The sequence below is a fragment of the Stenotrophomonas sp. Steno-C17 genome, from assembly GCF_056393165.1.
This window is the reverse complement of record NZ_JBWJPD010000005.1, coordinates 139272-159147: the sequence shown is the minus strand read 5'-3', so window position 1 is coordinate 159147 and position 19876 is coordinate 139272. Positions and strand designations below refer to the sequence as shown.

At 65.6% G+C, this 19876-nt stretch carries 16 protein-coding genes; 7 read left to right on the top strand and 9 right to left on the bottom strand.

Going from position 1 to position 19876, the window contains the following annotated elements; genetic code table 11:
• Positions 1-108: 108 nt before the first annotated feature.
• The 5 genes from AC06FA_RS06690 to AC06FA_RS06670 all read right to left on the bottom strand — a co-directional run bounded on the left by AC06FA_RS06690 (position 109) and on the right by AC06FA_RS06670 (position 9324).
• Positions 109-600 carry a hypothetical protein gene (locus AC06FA_RS06690; RefSeq protein ID WP_478067624.1) on the bottom strand — a complete coding sequence of 164 codons (492 nt, stop codon included), beginning with the start codon at positions 598-600 and terminating at the stop codon, positions 109-111.
• Positions 591-5294 (bottom strand): RHS repeat-associated core domain-containing protein, encoded by a 4704-nt coding sequence (locus tag AC06FA_RS06685; protein WP_478067623.1) that lies wholly within the window; start codon positions 5292-5294, stop codon positions 591-593. Before AC06FA_RS06685 ends, AC06FA_RS06690 begins: the two co-directional genes overlap by 10 nt.
• A 405-nt stretch (positions 5295-5699) precedes the next feature.
• Positions 5700-6215, bottom strand: coding sequence for a cytochrome c oxidase assembly factor Coa1 family protein (locus AC06FA_RS06680; protein WP_478067622.1), 516 nt, complete (start codon positions 6213-6215; stop codon positions 5700-5702).
• A gap of 24 nt (positions 6216-6239) precedes the next feature.
• On the bottom strand, positions 6240-8465 hold the full coding sequence (locus AC06FA_RS06675) for a S9 family peptidase (RefSeq protein WP_478067621.1): 2226 nt from the start codon (positions 8463-8465) through the stop codon (positions 6240-6242).
• 169 nt (positions 8466-8634) lie between these two features.
• Complete coding sequence (locus AC06FA_RS06670; RefSeq protein ID WP_478067620.1) at positions 8635-9324, bottom strand: glutathione S-transferase N-terminal domain-containing protein; 690 nt, start codon at positions 9322-9324, stop codon at positions 8635-8637.
• A 110-nt stretch (positions 9325-9434) separates the two neighbouring features.
• Between AC06FA_RS06670 and AC06FA_RS06665 the strand changes: the two genes are divergently transcribed.
• The 3 genes from AC06FA_RS06665 to AC06FA_RS06655 all read left to right on the top strand — a co-directional run bounded on the left by AC06FA_RS06665 (position 9435) and on the right by AC06FA_RS06655 (position 12125).
• Complete coding sequence (locus AC06FA_RS06665) at positions 9435-10058, top strand: TIGR00645 family protein (protein WP_478067619.1); 624 nt, start codon at positions 9435-9437, stop codon at positions 10056-10058.
• 200 nt (positions 10059-10258) lie between these two features.
• On the top strand, positions 10259-11275 hold the full coding sequence (locus AC06FA_RS06660) for an energy transducer TonB (protein WP_478067618.1): 1017 nt from the start codon (positions 10259-10261) through the stop codon (positions 11273-11275).
• 211 nt (positions 11276-11486) lie between these two features.
• Positions 11487-12125, top strand: coding sequence for a transposase (locus AC06FA_RS06655; RefSeq protein ID WP_478067617.1), 639 nt, complete (start codon positions 11487-11489; stop codon positions 12123-12125).
• Here AC06FA_RS06655 and AC06FA_RS06650 read toward each other — a convergent pair.
• From AC06FA_RS06650 to AC06FA_RS06635, 4 genes are all read right to left on the bottom strand, one after another.
• Positions 12112-13296: an ABC transporter permease gene (locus AC06FA_RS06650; protein ID WP_478067616.1), complete on the bottom strand. Its 1185-nt coding sequence runs from the start codon at positions 13294-13296 to the stop codon at positions 12112-12114. The genes AC06FA_RS06655 and AC06FA_RS06650 overlap by 14 nt on opposite strands.
• Positions 13293-14039 (bottom strand): ABC transporter ATP-binding protein, encoded by a 747-nt coding sequence (locus AC06FA_RS06645; protein WP_478067615.1) that lies wholly within the window; start codon positions 14037-14039, stop codon positions 13293-13295. Before AC06FA_RS06645 ends, AC06FA_RS06650 begins: the two co-directional genes overlap by 4 nt.
• Positions 14036-15562 (bottom strand): alpha/beta fold hydrolase, encoded by a 1527-nt coding sequence (locus tag AC06FA_RS06640; protein WP_478067614.1) that lies wholly within the window; start codon positions 15560-15562, stop codon positions 14036-14038. The genes AC06FA_RS06645 and AC06FA_RS06640 overlap by 4 nt, the downstream gene beginning before the upstream one ends.
• Before the next feature lie 145 nt (positions 15563-15707).
• The gene (locus AC06FA_RS06635) at positions 15708-16457 is read right to left on the bottom strand and encodes a ferredoxin--NADP reductase (protein WP_478067613.1); all 750 of its coding nucleotides are present in this window, start codon (positions 16455-16457) and stop codon (positions 15708-15710) included.
• Positions 16458-16541: 84 nt separating this feature from the next.
• Between AC06FA_RS06635 and AC06FA_RS06630 the strand changes: the two genes are divergently transcribed.
• From AC06FA_RS06630 to AC06FA_RS06615, 4 genes are all read left to right on the top strand, one after another.
• Entirely contained in the window at positions 16542-17510 is a 969-nt protein-coding gene (locus AC06FA_RS06630) for an ABC transporter ATP-binding protein (protein WP_312709178.1), read from the top strand.
• Positions 17507-18298 carry an ABC transporter permease gene (locus AC06FA_RS06625; protein WP_312709180.1) on the top strand — a complete coding sequence of 264 codons (792 nt, stop codon included), beginning with the start codon at positions 17507-17509 and terminating at the stop codon, positions 18296-18298. Before AC06FA_RS06630 ends, AC06FA_RS06625 begins: the two co-directional genes overlap by 4 nt.
• 164 nt (positions 18299-18462) lie before the next feature.
• Complete coding sequence (locus AC06FA_RS06620) at positions 18463-19014, top strand: hypothetical protein (RefSeq protein WP_199933653.1); 552 nt, start codon at positions 18463-18465, stop codon at positions 19012-19014.
• 92 nt (positions 19015-19106) lie between these two features.
• Positions 19107-19874 (top strand): hypothetical protein, encoded by a 768-nt coding sequence (locus tag AC06FA_RS06615; RefSeq protein WP_478067612.1) that lies wholly within the window; start codon positions 19107-19109, stop codon positions 19872-19874.
• The last annotated feature ends 2 nt before the right edge of the window (positions 19875-19876 follow it).

The following is a 19876-nucleotide window of genomic DNA, read 5'->3' as shown; positions in this document are numbered from 1 at the left end:
CAACATTTCATGCATTGCCCTTATCGAGAATTCCTCCGCAATGGTGGACGTACAGGACGGAAATACACGGCCACCGCCGGACAGCGCTGCACCAACGCACCGGGCGCACTAAAGCGCTGCCGAGCACCGGCCGAAGACGTTGACGGGCTTCTCACGCAGACTCACGGCAACGACCCGGTGCTTCTGCTCGCCGCACCCACCCATGACCCCATACATGATGAGAAGTCCCTTGTCGTTGACGTAGCCGATGAACTTTCCATTGCCCTCATCCGAAGCCGCTCTGACGAGATAGACGCTCTCCCCGGGTGCTGGCTTCAGGTCATTCGACGGCATCGAACCAATTTTCTCTTCAATCTCTGACGCCGAGACCACGATCAGCGCATTCTTCAACATCCACTCCGCAATGGCGGCTTCACTATCCGGATCAAGCGTGGAAATGCGATCAAGCGGTAGAGTCTTGGAATTCCCAGGGAAGATCGCTTCGGATGAAACATCTACCCAGTCCGAGTTCCACTCCGCATGATGAAATTTGTTGATGCTGCAGCCACCAAGCATCGGCAAGAGCAATAGCGCTGCACGCAGTTTGGCTTCTATTTGCACTTTAGCCTCCTCTTAATACTCTCCCTAACCCGATCATCAGGCAGGCCCAGATGCTCTGCCATGATGTTCCCCTCCCAACCAGGAACGGGGGCTGTCCTGCGCGGATTCGTTGACGTCACGTCGTACATGTCCGTTCGCCCGTCGATCATGAACTTCATGAGATGCCCAGCCTCATGGGCAGCCGTCCATTCACTTGCACCTGCATACCATGTCCCGACGCTCGACCCGCGAACGTTGGAGACGCCATTTCCCAAGGGAACATCCACTCGATTCATGCGGCCTTTCGTGGGCTGACTAACTGTGACCTTGAACCCTGGCGAGGACCATGTTGATTCAATAGCATTAATCATCCTGCTCACCACTTCAGGACTTGCGCCGTCCCCACTGAACTTAATCGGGATGTCGATGTTGACTCCGCCATCCACACACGTGCAATTTGCCATCAAACCTAGCGGATCTGAAGAACCCATCGAGTTGCTCGATGCATAAGAGTATGTTGAAATTCCGCCATCCAACCCAATCGGGTCACTCTGCGAATACCTCCCCACCGCCGGGTCATACTCCCGCTGGTAGTTGTAGAACATCCCACTCGCATCCGTCGCCTGCTGGCCCGGGAAGCGCAGCGCCAGCTCGAACGCCACACCATCACCGTCCGGGTCGGCACTCGGGATCTGGTTCCCAAACACTTCGCTCTTGTTGCTCCACTCCCAGATCGCCATATCCCGCACTGGGTCGATCACCACACGCGGTGTGCCCAGGTGATCCGGCTGCACGTAAGCCAGCTCCGGCACGCCCGCAGCGGGCACGTTGATCAGCGCCACTGGATAGTTGTCCAGCCAGATGGCCTGCTGCTGCGCGTCACCACTGGCGCTGTAGTTGCCCAGCCATTGCCCTGCCTCGTCATACAAGGTGATCTGCGCAGTGCCGCCCGCCGGGGTACGCAGAACGCGTTCACCACGATGGTTGTAGGCATAGCTTTCCAGCACTGCGCTGCCCTGCTTCACCGCATTCATGCGGTTGGCGTCGTTGTAGGTGAACGCCTTGCTGCCGATGCTGGTGGTATTGCCCGCCGCATCATGGCCACGCACTTCGCCATCCACCGCAGTCAAGCGATGGCTGCTGGCGGGATAGGTGTAGCTGGCCACACCGGCCGCGGTGGTCAGTGCGGTGCGGTTGCCGGTGGCATCGTATGTATAGGTTTCAATCGGCGTGCCCGTCGTACCGTCCTGGGTTTGGGTCAGCCGGCCCAGCGTGTCGTACGCATACGTGGCCAACACCGTAGAGCCCGCACCATTCTTCAATTCGGTGATTGAGCCCACCGGGTCATAGCCGTAGCTCAGCGACAGGCCGCCGGCGGCCGGGTCGTGTACCGCCTGCGGGCGGTAATCCAGATCCAGCGGACGCTGCAGTTGGCGGCCATTGCCATAGCTCCATCCCGTCGCGGGGCCGAAGGCGGCGTAGGTCACGTTGTCGACCACCACCTGCCGCGACAGACCCGGGCGGGTCAAGCCAACCTGGCTGATGCGCCCAAGGGGATCGCGCACATAGTCAGCCACACTGCCATCGGGATAGGTCAGCGCGGTCAGGCGGCCCGCCTTGCTGTAGGCATAGCGCAAGGTGCTGGCCACACCGTTGATCGTCTGCACCTTGCGGGTGATCTGGCCGAAGCGGTCGTGGCAGTACTGGGTGCTGCCATTGGCGTGCAGTACCTGGCTCAGGCGCCCCTTGGCGAAGCGCTCGTCGGCGGCACAGGCAGCCGGCGCCACATCGTAGCTGTAGCCGATATCCAGATTCGGATCGGGGTACGCAACACCGATCAAGCGATTGAGCGCGTCGTAACTGTAGGTGGCCGTAACGCCACGTGCATCGGTGCGGGTCTTGCGATTGCCCGCCGCATCCACGGTGAAGCTGCTGCTGCCGCTGTCGGGGCTGACCTGACCGGTCAGGTCGCCGAAGCCGTTGTAGGCGTAGGTGGTGTGCAAGCCCTTGGGATCAGTCACCTGGGTGACCTGATCCAGCGCGTTGTACTGGCTGCGGATCTCTGCCGCCACGCCGCCCACATCCTGCAGGGTCTGGGCCAGCCGGTTCAGCGGATCGTACTGCTGGCTGGTCACGCGCTGCAGCGCATCGGTCACCGTCTGCGGGTTGCCGTTGGCGTCGTAGGTGAAGCCGGTGGCATGGTTGCCCGCATCTTTCAGCGCGGTCAACTGGCCAAGGATGTTGAAGGTCCGCGCCAGTGTGCGCCGCAGGATGCCACCCGCATCAACGGTGTCCTCGTTGAGGCGGTTGCCGGCATCGTCCAGCGTGTAATGGATGGTGTTCCCGGCACTGTCTGCGATATCGGTCAGGCGCTGGGCCGCGTCGTACACGTAGGTAACGCTGCTGCCGTCAGGCTCGGTGACCTGTTGCACCTGGCCAGTGGGCCAGTAGCTGATCTGGGTCGAGCGGTCGTCAGCCGTGGTCGCGCCGCGCACCGTGATCGATGTCGGCCAACCGCGCGGGTGATAGCTGTAATCGGTGACTACGCCATTGCCATCGCGCACTGTAAGCGGACGCCCGAAGGGATCGTAGGAAAGCATCTCGACCGTGTGTCCAAGCGCATTGGTCACACTGCGCAGATCTCCCTTATGGTGACTGCAAGCCCCATTGCTCGCGCATCCTGCGTCATCCTCCGAATAGTAGGCGTAGCTGGTGACGTCGTTAACATCAGTACGTGAGCCATCGATGCTACGCACAAGCCCAACCAGCGGGCAGTCCGCACTGACTGCCTCGCAGTAGTTTCGCGTAGTGATGCGCGTCTGATTCGTAACGGTGTCGCGCACGGTGGTCGCTGCAGGTTGCAGGCGGCTGTTGCGGGCAATGCGTACTTCCTGGTTGCCTACGGTCTGCTGCGCCAGGCGATTGCTGTCCAATGCGACCCGTCTCTCGCTAACACGCTGTTCCGGCGATCCAACGGCCTCGGTGGTGGTCCTCACGGACACAGTACCCACGGCAGGATCCGATGCTTCCGAATACACGTACTGGGTAACTGTTCCGCGTCGGTCCGTGGAAGACTGCAGACGACGGCGAAAATCAGTGCCTTCCGGTAGATAGGTATGGCCCACCGTACCATTGCTGTCGGTGATGCCATTGACCTTGCGCGGCAGGCTGCTGGCGCCACTTGCCGTCAGCCCATAGGTAACCTGCTCTCCGAGCGCGTCGGTGACGACCACCGGACCTGCAGCCGTGTAGTCAAGCCTGACGCCATCGATGCCGACATCTGCCAACGTACAGTCACCTGAATGACGGCTACAGGTGACTCTTCCCTTTGCGTCGTACCCGTACCAGCTGTAGCGGCGACTGTCCTCTGCGGTGATACCCGTCAAGTGTGACGCGAACCGCGCGTCCTCGTAGTGGTAGGTGCGAACGCCGCCATCGGCATAGGTGGCGCTGGTGAGCTGCCCTCCAGCCGCATAGCCATACGCCACCACAGCGGTTCCTGACAGTGACAGTGAGGAGATGAGCGAATCGTCGAACGAGACAGCATAGTGAAGGACCAATTGCCGCCCAGTCGAATGCGTGATGGTGAGCAAGCGTCCATGGCCATCGTACTCATAGGTCAGCGCCGTTCCATCTTCATGCTCGCGGCGCTGCATGCGACCGGACGCGTCGAAGATAATGCGTTCGTCCGCCCGCGACAGTAGCCAGTTGCTACCCTGCTGCACGGCTCGGTCGCCGCTGCCATCCACGGCTTCGTACTGCGCGCCCACCTTCTGAAAGGCAATCTGGCCGCCGTCGCCTTCGATCAACCCAACGTTCAATTCCGTGCTCGGAGGGAACGTCGAATCGTCCACCGCGGCTGTAAGCCGGATATTGTGCGAGTGCGTCCAGCCGGTGCCCAGGGCTCCGCCTGCGGTGCTGGTCAGGGAATGGTAGTGGCGACGGAAGCTGATCCAGCCAAAGTCGAGGTCCAGTTCCGGCTGAGATTTGTCGCCAGTGGTCGGATCACAGGGATTTCCGACGGGGCATTGCTGCGGCGGAAGCGGTGAGCTTGTATAAGACAGAATAGGCGCCATGGGTGGCTCGTCCTGCTCCAGCAGCGAGCACATCTGTATGGATTCATTCCACAGCATCGCGGATCGATTCGGGCACAAGGCGCTCCTGTCGCGCCGAGCGTGCTCCCAGCCTTGCATCACAGTGCATTGCTGCGTGCCAGCGAAGTAATGATTGACGGTGTAGTGGAACTTCTTCTCTGCGTGCGTGACGCTTCCGTCATCGCCACGGCCAAGGCCACCCACCTCGGTCCATTCGTCTTCCACCAACGTGGTTGCAGCGCATTGCGGATCACTGGCTCGCGTGGCCAGGATTGCCTTACGCACAGCATCCTCGTCGGCGTATTCCTGATCAGCGTAGGTGTAGGCCCAGTCAGTGCTGACGATACGCTCGGGTTTTACCCGATAGTCGTACACAGTCTTTTTCGCCAGTACGCGCTGTCTCTTGACCTCCCAAGTAAACGGCTTGTCGTCCTCGTAGTGCGAAAAGAACGTCTTGATGTCCTGCTGAACCGCAGTTTCAGTGGTGCGCGCCTGTCCCATTGACAGGTAACTTTCCCACTTTTTCTCGACTTCCTGAGCCTGCACGGAGAGCGGAATGGCGCCCCCCAGTGCTACCGTGGCCAGCACCTTGCGCACTGACCTATTGAATACGTTCGACATCCCTGTTCTCCTTCCTGGCGAACACAGCGTCGGTCGAGGGAAAGACGCAGAACGGATGAACCGTCACGTCGGACATCGGATCGTCCCTGACCACGGAATGCGGCGTGGCCGCATGAGGTCGTTATCCCCCACCCTTTGGTCCAGCGCAAGATGCCAGGCCCGGATCGCGCCGCATTTCGGATTTATCTGATCACCGATGGAAACTCGACATGGTGAGTCATCCCCCGCCCATTCGTTAGAACCGAGATAGACATCACACAATTCGCGGCGTGCAGAGCGCAAACGCCGCTTGGCGTCGAGTGCCCGCGCGAAGTTTCCGTGTCCAGGAACAGCGCTGCGGTGAGAATGGTCAACAGCTTGCCACCGCGCATGGCAGCAGCCCCACCGGCGCCTTCGCAGTTGTGATCACAACGCCAACCCCACCCCACACCCGCCCCGCGCGCGGCATTCCCGCAGCGCACATTCTTCTGCGGCTTCCGCATCGTCCAGGGCGCTCAGGTCGAAGGTCTGTTCGTCCTCGCCCAGCACGTACATCACCGGGTAATCCCAGACGTCATCACGGCGGCTGCCCTGCACGAACAGCCGCCCGCGCGCGTCCGGTCCCTGCAGGCCGACGATCAGGCCAACGTTGCGCTGGCCGTCAATCGCGGTCTGCATGCTGCCCACTGGCACCGTGTCGGCCTGCAGCGGTTCACCGAAGGCCTGCACCAGTTCAATGCTGCACCCGGCGCGGCGCATGGCCTCACGCATGGGCGCGCTGTCGCGCGCGGCCTCTGCCCAGCGCAGCAGGCTCCACGCGATGGCGCCACCCAGGGTGGCCAGCAGCAGCACCACCGCCAGCGGCATGGCCCAGCGCCAGTGGCGCCGCCACCAACCGGTGGCAGGGGCGGCGCGTGCGGGAACGGGCGGTGGCAGTGGCATCGGCGGGCTCCTTCCCAGTCGCGATCAGGGCTTCAGGCAACGCTCCAGGAAGGCTTCCGCCACGCGGTAGCGGTGCAGCGCATCGGCGCCGGACAGGCCGTGCTTGGCGCCCGGGTAGGTCATCAGTTCGAACGGCTGGCCACGCTTCTGCAGCGCGCTCATCAGGCTGGTGGAGTTGGTGAACAGCACGTTGTCGTCGGCCATGCCGTGGATCAGCAGCAGCGGCGAACGCAGGCCGTCGATATGGGTCAGCACGCGCGCTTCGCGGTAGCCGGCGTCGTTGCGCTTGGGCAGGTCCATGTAGCGTTCGGTGTAGTGGCTGTCGTACAGGCCCCAGTCGGTGACCGGTGCACCGGCCACGCCGCAGGCATAGCTGTCCGACGCCTTGGCCAGCAGCATCAGGGTCATGTAGCCACCGTTGGACCAGCCCTGCACGCCGATGCGCGCCGGGTCCACCCAGGGCTGCTGCTTCAGCCACGCCACGCCGCGCAGCTGGTCGGCCACTTCCACCGTGCCCTGCTTGCCGTACAGCGCGCCGCCGAAATCACGGCCACGGCGCGGGGTACCGCGGTTATCCAGCGAAAACACCACATAGCCCTGCTGGGCCAGGTACTGGTTGAACAGATGGTCGCCACGGCCGGGCCAGCTGTCGGTAACGGTCTGGCTGGCCGGGCCGCCATACACGTACACCGCCACCGGGTAGCGCTTGGACGGGTCGAAGCCGGTCGGCTTGATGATGCTGTAGTTCAGCGCGGTCTTGCCGTCGGCGGCGGTAAGCGTGCCGAACTCGATCGGCCGCTGTGCGTCGCGGTAACGCGCGTAGGGGTGCTTGGGGTCGGCCAGATCATTCTGCAGCAGCGTGGCGATCTTCTCGCCGTTGGCGCGGTACAGCTCGATCTGCGGCGGGGTGTTGCTGTTGGACCAGGTGTCCACGTATACGCTGGCGTTGCGGGCGAAGCTGGCGCTGTGCATGCCCGGGGCCTGCGACAGGCGCTGCGGCGCGCCCCCCTGCAGCGATACGGCGTAGATCTGGCTTTCCCGTGCCGAGTCGATGCCGGCGCGGAAATAGACCTTGCCCGCGGCTTCGTCCACGGCCAGCAGTTCGTCCACCGGCCAGTTGCCGTGGGTCAGTGCGGTGGTCTTGCCGTCGTTGCCAATGCGGTACAGGTGCTGGAAGCCACTTCGTTCGGATGACCACAGCAGGCTGCCGTCCTGCAGGAAGCGCAGGCTGTTGTGCAGCGGCACCCAGGTCGGGCTGGTTTCATGGGCCAGCATGCGCGTGCCCTTGCCGACCAGGTCCACTTCCACCAGGTCCAGCTGCTTCTGGTCGCGCGACTGGCGCTGGTAGGTCAGGCGCTGGCCATCGCGCCAGTCCACGCGCGCCAGGTAGATGTCCTGTTCCTTGCCCAGGTCGATCCAGCGCGGCGCGGCATCGGCAGCCGGCGCGATCACGCCCAGCTTCACGGTCACGTTGGCATCGCCGGCAGCCGGGTAACGCTGCTCGATCACATCGGTGCGGTCGGCGTAGACCTCGTAGCGCTTCTGCACCGGCACCGGGCTTTCATCGATGCGGGCGAAGGCGATGGCCGAATCATCCGGCGCCCACCAGTAGCCGGTATGGCGGTCCATTTCCTCGTCGGCCACGAATTCGGCCACGCCATTGCCGATGGTCGCGCTGCCATCGTGGGTGAGCTGCACGGCCTTGCCACTGGCCAGCTCGATCACCCACAGGTTGCGGCCGCGGATGAAGCTGACGAAGCCGCCCTTCGGCGACAGCTTGGCGTCGGTGGCGAAGCCTTCGCCGTGGGTGAGCTGGCGCACGGCCGCGGCACCCTGCTGCTTCAGGTCGTACAGATACAGTTCGCCGCCCAGCGGGAACAGCAGGCGCTGCGCGTCCGGTGCCCACTGGTAATCGACGATGCCGGTCATGGCGGCGATGCGCTGGCGCTCGCGACGCGCCTTTTCTTCGTCGCTCAGGGTTTCGGTGCCGGGCAGCACCACCTTCGAATCCACCAGCAGGCGGGTCTGGCCGCTGCCGATGTCGTAGCTCCACAGATCCAGCTGGTTGCGGTCGGTGTCCTTGCCACGCAGGAAGGTGACGCGCGAGCCGTCCGGGGCCACCTTGGGCTTCATCAACGTGGGGCCGGACAGCGGCAGCGGGCCGGTAATGGCTTCCAGGGTGAGCTTTTCGGCGTGGGCAACAGTGCTGGTGGCGATCATGAGGGCAAGCGAGGCGAACAGGTGGCGCATGGGACATCCCGGGCAACGTCAGTGTCCATCCTAACCAAGCCGGTGCGCGAAGGCAGCATGACCTTCTGCCCATGGCCAGCGGGGGTCAGATCCCTTTGCGGGGCAAAGGGATCTGACCCCGGCGACCGCCCAGGAGTGCCGACCAACGGTCGGCACCTACCGTCATGGGTCAGCGCTGGCCGAACAGCTGCTTGCGCTCTTCGTCGCTCAGCGGCTTGCCCGCGTTGGGGTTCACCTTGTCGCGCAGGGCGTAGGCGCGCTGGGTGGCCGGGCGCGCGGCGATGGCGTCGTGCCAGCGCTTCAGGTTCGGGAACGCGGCGAAATCGACCGGAATCTTGTCGTAGGCACCGATCCACGGGTAGCTGGCCATGTCGGCAATGCTGTACTCGGCGCCGCCCAGGTAGGCGTGCTCGGCCAGGCGCTTGTCCATCACCCCGTGCAGGCGGCGCACTTCGTTGTCGTAGCGCTCGATGGCATAGCCGATCTTTTCCGGCGCGTACACGTTGAAATGGCCCATCTGCCCGCTCATCGGGCCCAGCCCGGCCATCTGCCAGAACAGCCATTCCAGGGTGGCGATGCGCCCGCGCGGGTCGGTGGGCAGGAACTGGCCGGTCTTTTCGGCCAGGTACAGCAGGATCGCGCCGGATTCGAACACGCTCTGCGCGGCGCCGCCGTCGGCCGGGGCATGGTCGACGATGGCCGGCATCTTGTTGTTGGGCGAAATGGCCAGGAAATCGGCCTTGAACTGGTCACCGGCACCGATGTTGACCGGGTGCACGCGGTAATCCAGTCCGGTTTCTTCCAGCAGCAGGGTCACTTTGTGGCCGTTCGGGGTGGGCCAGTAATACAGGTCGATCATGGCGTCGGCTCGGCGTCGTTCAGGAAAGTGCCAGTCTAGTGCGTTGGTTGGCTTGGCACCGTCATGGTGGGCCGGTAACCTCGCCGCTTCCCCGCAACGCACTGTCCTGCATGAGCCCCCAACGCCCCCTGTCCCCGCTGTCCTCGCTGATCTTCGCCTCGCGCTGGCTGCAGCTGCCGCTGTACCTGGGCCTGATCGTGGCGCAGTGCGTCTACGTGTTCCTGTTCGGCAAGGAGCTGTGGCATCTGATTTCCCACTCGGCCTCGATGGGCGAGCAGCAGATCATGCTGATCGTGCTGGGCCTGATCGACGTGGTGATGATTTCCAACCTGCTGGTGATGGTGATCGTGGGTGGCTATGAAACCTTCGTGTCGCGCCTGCGCCTGGAAGGCCACCCGGACCAGCCGGAATGGCTGAGCCACGTCAACGCCAGCGTGCTGAAGGTGAAGCTGGCGATGGCGATCATCGGCATCTCCTCCATCCACCTGCTGAAGACCTTCATCGCCACCGGCGCGCTGGGCGGCATTCCGCTGTGCACCCCGGAACAGATGAACGTGGCCGCCGCCAACATCGGCGCCGCCAAGTGCTCGATGCTGACCGCCGATGGCGTGCTGTGGCAGACCATCATCCACTGCGTGTTCATCCTGTCGGCCATCGGCATTGCCTGGACCGACAAGCTGATGTCCAACGGCCACGACAAGGCCGACAGCCACGGCAAGGGCGGCGCGCACTGAGCCTGCCGGGCCGGCGGCAACCCCGCGTTGCTGCCGGCCACCGCCACCGGCCCTTGTACGCGATGGCGGCCGGGATGCTAGATTGCACCCTCGCCGCAGTCGGCGCTGGCGTCGGGAAACGCCAGCGACCACGCCCGGATCCCGATCCCGGCGCTGCAGCCAAACGCACTACGTAACGTCGTCTTCTAAAGGGGAGCAGGATGTCGCACGTCTCTACGATCGCTGCCGCGCGCCGGTGGATGCCGGTTGCCCTGGTGCTGGCCCTGGCGGCCTGCTCGGGCAAGGAAGAAACACCCGCTGCGGCTGCACCCGGTGCCGCCGCGCCCGCCACCGCAGCCCCGGCCGATGCCGCCGCACCGGCGGTGGCTGCCAAGGTGCAGTCGATGGGCACCGAACAGCTGCGCGAGTCCGCCAGCCAGGCCCTGCGCGAAAACCGCATGTACGCGCCGGCCGGCGACAACGCCATCGAGTACTACCTGGCCCTGCGTGACAAGACCCCGGACGACGCCTCGGTGAAGAGCGCGCTGACCGACCTGCTGCCGTACACGCTGATCGCCGCCGAACAGCACCTGGGCCGCGAGGACTTCAGTGAAGCCCAGCGCCTGGTGGCGCTGATCGAGAAGGTGGACCCGTCCGCCCCGGCCCTGCCGCGCCTGAAGGAAGGCATGACCAAGGGCGTGCAGGTGGCCGCCAAGCGCACCGAAGATGAGACCGCCAAGGTCAAGAAGGACGCCGAGGACCGCGCCAAGCAGCTGGTGGAACAGCAGCGCCTGGCCGACCAGCGGGTGAAGGAAGCCGAGGCCGCCAAGCAGATTGCCGCCCAGCAGGACGCGGCGCGCCGCGACAGCGAGCGCCAGGATGCCGAACGCCAGGCCGCCGCACGCCGCGAGGCCGAGCAGAAGCAGCAGCAGGCTGCCGCCCAGGCGGCCACCGCCGCGCGCCAGGCCGCTGCCACCGCGGCACCGAGCCTGCGCCCGGTCAGCACCCCGGCCCCGCGTTATCCGTCCGAGGCACTGCGCTCGGGCACCTCCGGCGAAGTGCTGGTGGAGATCACCGTGGGTACCGATGGTTCGGTGACCAATGCACGTGTGCTGCGCGCGACGCCGTCGCGGGTGTTCGACCGCGAGGCACTGAACGCGGTGAAGCGCTGGCGCTTCGAGCCGGTGGGCGCACCGGTCACCACCCGCCGCACGCTGGTGTTCGCACCAGGCGGTTGAGCCGCACACCACGGCTGCATGCTGCCTGCAGGGCCCGGAGCGATCCGGGCCCTGTTGCGTTGTGGGCGCCTTGCCGTGCGCAGGAAACCTGTCGCATCTGACTGCGAGGCCACCACTGCAGCCACGCCGCAGGCCTTGCTGGGGTGTTGCCCGCTCGCGCTGCGGGTACAGGCGGCGCAGGCTGGGGGATTCCCTGCATCAGGCACCTGCGATGCACCAGCCGCCACCATCGCCCTACCCTCCCTGCCTGGTGCTGCAGCGTGCACGCACCCCGGCCACGCTGTTTGTCGATGACGAGGACCGCCGCCAGCTGCTGGCACGCCTGCACAGCGCGCTGCTGCAGCACGGGGTGCTGCTGCATGCGTATGTGGTGATGGATGACCGCCTGCATCTGCTGGTGACGCCGCGCAACGGCGATGGCGCGGTACGTGCGCTGCGCGCGTGCTGCGCGGCCTACAGCCGGGTCTTCAGTCAACGCCACGGGCGCCCCGCGCCGCGCTGGCAGAATGGCTTGCAGTGCCTGCCCGTGCACGATCCGGCGTACCTGCTGGGTGCGCACCGCCACGTCGAGCTGGGCCCGGTCCATGCCCGTGCCGTGGACCACCCCGAACAGCACGCCTGGTCCAGCATTCACGGCAACCTGGGGCTGCGCGCGGACCCGCTGCTGACACCGCACCCGCAGTATCTGGCGCTGGGCGACGACGCGCAGACGCGTGCGCTGCGCTACGCCGCCTTCCTGTGCGATGGCACCGCCCGTGCCGATGCCATCGCGATCGAGGCGCTGGCACGACGACCGCCTCCCCTTGCGGCGGCGGTCACCCTGCGCGCGCCCCGGCTCAGCCGGAAATAGCCAGGCGCTCGTTGTGGTAACGGCGCACTGCGGCGAACCACAGCACCGCGGCCAGGCCCAGGCTGGCGGCCAGGTAGATGCCCCACACCGACGGCGAGATCACCTCGTGGCGGATCACCTTCAACAGCATCTGGTTCTGCGCCAGGAACGGCACCGCGTACTGCCACAGCTCGCTCTTCACCGGGTAGGCCATCAACCCGTAGCCCGGCAGCATCGGCAGCAGCACCAGCCAGGTCATGTGGCTCTGTGCTTCCTTCATGCTCTTGGCGGCGGCCGACAGATAGGTCAGCAGCGAGGTGCCGATCAGCAGCATGGGCAGCATGACCAGCAGCATCTGCAGCATGGACACGATGTTCATGTTCAGCTGACGGCCGACGTTGCCGGGGGCGATCTGCGCGCTCAGTTTGAACGCCACCAGGGTCAGCAGCAGCGAGGCGAAGCCAACCACGCACGCGGCGGCGATCTTGCCGCTGACAATGGCGCTGCGCGAACCCGGCGTGGCCAGCAGCGGCTCCAGCGACTGCCGCTCGCGCTCGCCCGCGGTGGAATCCATCACCAGATAGGCGCCGCCAATGAACGAGGTGAGAGTGAGCAGCACCGGCAGCAGCATCGACAGCATCATGCCGCGCTTGGCTGCAGCGCTGGCCATGTCCTGGTTGGCCACATCCAGCGGGCGGGCCACCTGCGCGTCCAGGCCGCGTGCCATCAGGCGCAGTGCGCCCACCTGGCCGTTGTAGGTGGCCAGCGCCGCCTGCAGCCGCGCACTGGGCACTTCGGCCGCACGCCGGGTGCTGTCACGGATCACCTCCACCAGCGCCGGCTTGCCTTCGGCCCAGTCCTTGCCGAAATCCGGGCTGATGCGCAGGGCTACGTCGATATCCTGCGAACGGATCGCTTCGGCCAGATCGGCCGGTGCGGTCGTGGCATTCAGGCCCTGCGCGGCCAGGAAGCGCACCAGGTTGGGCGCGTGCTCGGCGCCGATGGTGGGAATCTGCAGCGGCTCTTCGATCTGGGTGCGCACCCGGCTTTCCGACAACTTGCCCATGCCCAGGATCAGCAGCGGGTACAGCAGCGGCCCGAACAGCAGGGTGAGCGCCAGCGTGCGGCGGTCACGCGACAGGTCGCGCAGTTCCTTGCGCATCACCGTCATCAGGGTCGACATCATGCTCATGCGTGCAGGCCCTCTTCGCTGCCGATCAGTTTCACGAACGCATCTTCCAGATTGGTTTCGCCCGCCTGCGCACGCAGTTCATCGCTGCTACCGGCGGCCATCACGGTGCCCTTGGCGATGATGACGATGTGGTCACACAGCGCGCCCACCTCCTGCATGATGTGGCTGGACAGGATCACGCAGCGTCCCTCCTCGCGCAGGCCCAGCAGGAACCGGCGCAGTGCGCGGGTGGTCATCACGTCCAGGCCGTTGGTGGGCTCGTCCAGGATGACGTTGCGCGGGTCGTGCACCAGCGCGCGCGCGATGGCGGTCTTGGTGCGCTGGCCCTGCGAGAAGCCATCGGTCTGCCGGTCCAGGATGTCGCCCATGTCCAGCGCATGCGACAGCACTTCGGTGCGTTCGCGGATCTGCTGTGCCGACAGGCCGTGCAGTTCGCCGAAGTAAGCGATGTTCTCGCGCGCGGTCAGGCGCTTGTAGACGCCGCGGGCATCGGGCAGCACGCCCAGGTGGCGGCGCACTTCCACCGGGTCGCGCGCCGCATCGATGCCATCGACGGTGATGCGGCCCTGGTCGGGGGTCATCAGCGTGTACAGCATGCGCATGGTGGTGGTCTTGCCGGCGCCGTTGGGGCCCAGCAGGCCGGTGATGCGGCCATCGGCCGCAGTGAAGCCGACATTGGCCACGGCCTGGATGCGGCCGGTGCGGGTGTCGAAGCCCTTGTGCAGGTTCTCGGCGACGATCATGGGGCCCATCCGTTGAACGAGGTGAATGCCGGCACGTAGCTCAGCGTGTCCAGGCAGCTGGCATCCAGTGCCTTGGCGTCGGTGGTGTCGATGAACTGGCCGAGCAGGCGCGGCATGCAGCCGGCGCCGAGCGTGCCGTGGCCCTGGCCACGGGCAACCAGGGCACGGCCATTGGGCAGGCCCTTGACCACCTGGTCGGCGTAGCGCGGCGGGGTAACCGGGTCCAGTTCACCGGACAGCAGCAGCACCGGCAGGTCGCCCTTCAGCGCGGCCGTGGTGGCGGCCGGCGCTGGCTGGTGCGGCCACACCGGGCAGGCGGCGAAGAACGCGCGCGCCGCTTCGGCACCGAACAGCGCGTCATCGCTGGCCGGCGGGGCCTGGAAACGCGGCGCGTCTTCGCTGCAGATGACCGACCACTGCATGCCGCGGTTGATCTGGAAATCCATGCTGCGGGTGGCGCCGCGTACCAGCGATGCCAGCGGCGCGTAACGGCCCTGGGCCGCTTCATCCAGCACCAGCGGCAGCAGCGAGGAATACTGGGGCACGTAGGAGAAGGCGAACGCCAGGCCGACCACGCTGTCCGGTGACAGCACGTCCTGGCGCGGCGCGTTGGTGCCGGGGTCGCGGTAATCCACGGTAACCGGTGCGCGGCGCAGGGTGTCGGCCACGCTGCGCAGCTGATCGCGGGTATCGACCGGGAAACGCTTGCTGCAGGTGGGATCCTTGCGGCACTGCGCCGACTGCAGGGTGATGGCGTTGTCGAAGGTCTTGGCGAACTCGCCGCCCACCACCAGGTCGTTGGGCACTACACCATCGATGACGATGCTGCGGGTGTGCTGCGGGTAGGCCATGGCATAGCGCTGGGCCACGCGCGTGCCATACGAACCGCCCACCAGGTTCAGCTTTTCCGCGCCCAGCGCCTGGCGCACGGCGTCCAGGTCGGCGATGGCTTCAGTGGTGGTGTAGAAGCGCGGATCGGCACGGCCCTGCAGCGAGGCCAGGCACTGCGTGGCGAAGTCGCGCATCACCGCTTCGGTGGGCGCAGCGTCTTCGTCCAGATGCAGTTCCTTGCCGTCGGCCCCCAGGCAGCTGAGCGGGTTGGAACCGCCGGTGCCACGCTGGTCGATCAGGAAGACGTCGCGCTGCTTGCGCACCTGGCGCAGGGCGGTATCGACAATGACGGCCACCTCGCTGGCGGCCTGGCCCGGCCCACCGGCCAGGAAGAACACCGGGTCCGGTTCACCGGCACCGCTGTTGCCCGCCTCCAGCAGGGCAATGCGCAGGTCGATGCTGCGGCCGGCCGGGTTGGCGCGGTCCTCGGGCACCTTGAAGGTGGCGCACTGCGCTTCCACGTTGGCGCTGGCGCCCACGGTGGACAGCGTGCACGGGTGGAAATCGATCTGGCCGTAGCGGCGGCTGGGGGTCTGGCTGCCGTCGGCGGTGCCGTTGGCAGGCGGTGCGCTGCAGCCGGCGGCAAGCAGGCTGGCCAGTACCCCGGCCAGTACAAGTGGGTGCTTTTGCATCGTGCGTGTTTCCCCTGGAGGACGTTCCTGTCGACCACGACGGGCAGCCGTGGCGGATGTGACCAACTGCAGGAGAACAACTTACACGGGCACGGTGCTGGCGGCGATGGGCGCCGGACGAAAAACCGGGCGCCCATCGGCTGCCTTACTTGCTGCTGACGTACTTCTCGCGCCGCACCTGCGGGTTGCCCAGGCCGGCCGCCTTCAGCGCCTCGGCGCAGGCATCGACCATGTCCGGGTTGCCGCACAGGTAGGCGATGTCGGTGGCCGGGTCCGGCTGGATGCCGGCCAGGGCCTGCTGCACGTAGCCGTGGTGCACGTCCGGGTGCGGCTCGGCCGGCAGTTCGCGCGACAGGCACGGCACATAGCGGAAGTTCGGGTGCTTTTCGGCGAAGCTGTAGAAATCATCGCTGTACAGCAGTTCGCCGGGGCTGCGTGCGCCCTGCAGCAGCACCACCTGCACGCCGCGCTCGGCCATGGCCGTTTCCAGCAGCGGCAGCATCGACCGGTACGGGGTGACGCCGGTGCCGGTGGCGATCAGCAGGTAGCGGGCATTGTGATCGCCGGGCTGCAGGCAGAAGCGGCCATACGGGCCGGACGCGCTGACCTGGCCGCCGATGTCCAGCGCCTCGAACAGCGCCGTGGCGGCGCCGCCGGGCACGAAGCTGACGGCGATGTCGACCGCCTCGCCGGGGCCCAGGGCATGGTCATGGATGGTCGCCAGCGAGTAGCTGCGCTTGGTTTCGGTGCCGTCGGCGTAGGCGAAATGGACCTGGATGAACTGGCCGGGCTGGAAATCCAGCGGCTGGCCGTCATCACGCACGAACTGGTAGTGGCCAATGGTCGGCGCCAGCATGCGGCGGCCGACCAGCTTGATGGGGAATTGGACAGGCACGACTTTTCGGGACAGTGTGTAGCCGGGGCAAGCCCTCGGGGTCTTCTATAATAGACCCTCCCCGCCCCTCTCCTGCGCCAGCCCATGGGCGCGAAGGCTGCAAGCTTGGCTTCCCTGAACGAAACGGCGCCCGCCCTGCGCGTGCGCGACCTGCGCAAGACCTACGACAACGGCACCCAGGCCCTGAAGGGGGTCTCGCTGGAGGTCGCCCCGGGCGATTTCTTCGCCCTGCTGGGCCCCAACGGCGCCGGCAAGTCCACCCTGATCGGCATCATCAGCTCCCTGGTCAACCTGAGCCAGGGCAAGGTGGAGGTGTTCGGCAGCGACCTGGTGCAGAACCGCAGCGCCACCATGCGCCTGATCGGGCTGGTGCCGCAGGAAATCAACTTCAACCTGTTCGAGAAGCCCTTCGACATCCTGGTGAACTACGCCGGCTTCTACGGCGTGCCCCGCGAGGAAGCGGAGCAGCGAGCCGAAGAGGAGCTGAAGCGTGCGCACCTGTGGGAAAAGGCGCAGGTGATGAGCCGCACCCTGTCCGGTGGCATGAAGCGCCGGCTGATGATCGCCCGCGCGATGATGACCCGCCCGCGCCTGCTGATCCTGGATGAACCCACCGCCGGTGTGGATATCGAGATCCGCCGCGACATGTGGCGGGTGCTGAAGGAGATCAATGCCGCCGGCACCACGATCATCCTGACCACCCACTACCTGGAAGAAGCCGAATACCTGTGCCGCAACCTGGCCATCATCAACCACGGCCAGATCGTGGAGCAGGGGCCGATGCGCGCCCTGCTGGCCAAACTCGACGTGGAAGGCTTCCTGCTGGACATCGACGGTGACCTGCCGGCGCAGCTGCCGGTGATCGAAGGCGCGACCCTGACCGCGCCCGACGCACACACGCTGGACATCGACATGCCGCGCGCCATGGACCTCAACCGCGTGTTCGCCACGCTGAACGAGGCCGGCATCCGCGTACGTTCGATGCGCACCAAGAGCAACCGCCTGGAGGAGCTGTTCGTGCGCCTCACCGGCAACCTGGAGACGTCTGCATGAGCACCACCGAGCTGACCGACGGCCAGCGCAACCGCATCGCGCTGATGACCATCGTGCGCCGGGAAGTCGCGCGCATCCTGCGCATCTGGGGCCAGACCCTGGTGCCGCCTGCGATCACCATGACCCTGTACTTCCTCATCTTCGGCCGCCTGATCGGCTCGCGGGTGGGCGACATGGGCGACTACAGCTACATGGAGTTCATCGTGCCGGGCCTGGTGATGATGAGCGTGATCCAGAACAGCTACGGCAACATCAGCTCCTCGTTCTTCGGCGCCAAGTTCGGCCGCCACGTGGAAGAGCTGCTGGTCAGCCCGATGCCGAACTGGGTGATCCTGTGGGGCTACGTGGCCGGTGCAGTGCTGCGCGGCCTGATGGTCGGTGTGATCGTGCTGATCATCGCCATGTTCTTCACCCCGGTGCGCATCCCGCACCCGCTGGTGACGCTGAGCACCGTGGTGCTGGGCGCGACGATCTTCTCGCTGGCCGGTTTCATCAACGCGGTGTATGCCAAGAAGTTCGATGACGTGGCGATCGTGCCGACCTTCATCCTGACCCCGCTGACCTACCTGGGCGGCGTGTTCTATTCGGTGAAGCTGCTGCCGACCTGGGCCGAGGCGGCCACCCATGCCAACCCGATCTTCTACATGGTCAACGCGTTCCGCTACGGCCTGCTGGGCAGCAGCGACGTGCCGGTGTGGGTGGCCTACGCCCTGATGATCGGCTTCGTGGTGGTGCTGACCGCCCTTGCGCTGTGGCTGCTGCGCCGCGGCGTAGGCATGCGCAGCTGAGGTAGTTCCACGCCCTGCGGGGCGGGATCGATTCCGGTGGCGCCAGGGCACTTGCCTGGCGCCCGGTTCGGTCGTCTAATCGGTGCGCTTCACCAGACCGACCAGCGGGCCCCCGGGCCGGCTGGTTTTTCATATGTCATGGACGCACCAGGGGACCCAACCAGATGTTCACCCGTCGTACTGCCGGCCCTGCCCGGCTCGTCGCTGCATCGCTGTTCCTGCTCGTTCTGGCCGGCTGCGCTTCCCGGCCCATTCCGTTGAACTACGCCCCCAGCTCGGTGCTGACCGCCGAAGGCCGGGTGGATGTAACCGCGTTCGAGTACCTGCCGGCCAAGGGCGGCGAGATCAAGCCCAACCAGGTGCGCAACACCGCCATGGGCAACATCCTGTTCGAGAAGAACGTGGATGCGATCATGCGCGATGCCGTGTTTTCCGAGCTGCGCCTGGTCGGCATCAAGATGGACAAGGAAGGCAATGTCCTGAGCGGCAAGGTGGAAGAGTTCCTGATCGACGATCTGGGCTACAGCGTGGACTGGACCCTGCGCGTGCGCTACGTGGTGACCGACCCGCAGGGCCAGGTGGTCTACGACCAGGTGAAGAACGTGCAGCGCAACACGTCCAAGTTCGTGAACATCTTTGGTTCGTTGAACGAGACCATCAAGCTCAACATCGAACAGACCATCAAGGATCCGGCCTTCATCACCGCGATCAATTGAGCCGTGCCAGGTCATCCACGTGCTGCGTGGATGCCGCCATCGGAAGCGCCGGGCCTGTGCCCGGCTCTTCTTTTTGCCGGTAGGCTGTGGACATGAAGATGACGCTCATTCCACTGGAAAACGCCGTGTCGGACGGCCCCATCGATGCGTTCAGCCATGCGCTGCTGACCGATGCGCCAACCCTGGACGAGGTGCGCGCCTGCCTGGCATCGCTGCGCGCAGGCGATGAACGGCACCGCTACCTGTGCACGCTCGATGATGCGGGCCAATGCCGGTACACCAGCATGCACGCCGCGGATGATGAGCGGATCGCGCTGTATGACGATGAAGAACCGGCAACGCCTGCCGATGCCCTGGTGATCCGCGAGCGCTTGTTGGCACATGTAGTTGCGCAGCTGGAAGACGCCCGCCATCGGCTGCACTGGACCGCGTTGGCTGGCACGCTGATGTGCAGCGCCCCTGATATCGAAGCCCTGCTGGCGGCCAACAGCACGCCGGATCGGATCGTGGACGACGTCGTGTGCGTGCAGCAGGTACCGGTGGAGCGCGATGACCTGCTGATCGCCGCGCTGCCCAATGGCTACTTCAGCGCCGACTGGGATGTCTTCCAGAACCACGCGTTGATCTGCCACCTGCAGCAGCAGTACGGCTACCGCCTGTTCGGACTGGGCGCTGCGTGGCTGGGGTTCCAGCGTGACAGTGCGCCTGGACCGGCGCAGGCCGCTGCGCTGGTTGCGGACCTGGAACAGGTCTACGCCGCCGGCACCGACGCCGTCTGGGCAGGCCTGGGGGCGACGCTGGCGACGCGCACCACGCTGCTGCTGGGCTACACCGAGGACTTCAGCGCCGCGTTGCGCTGACA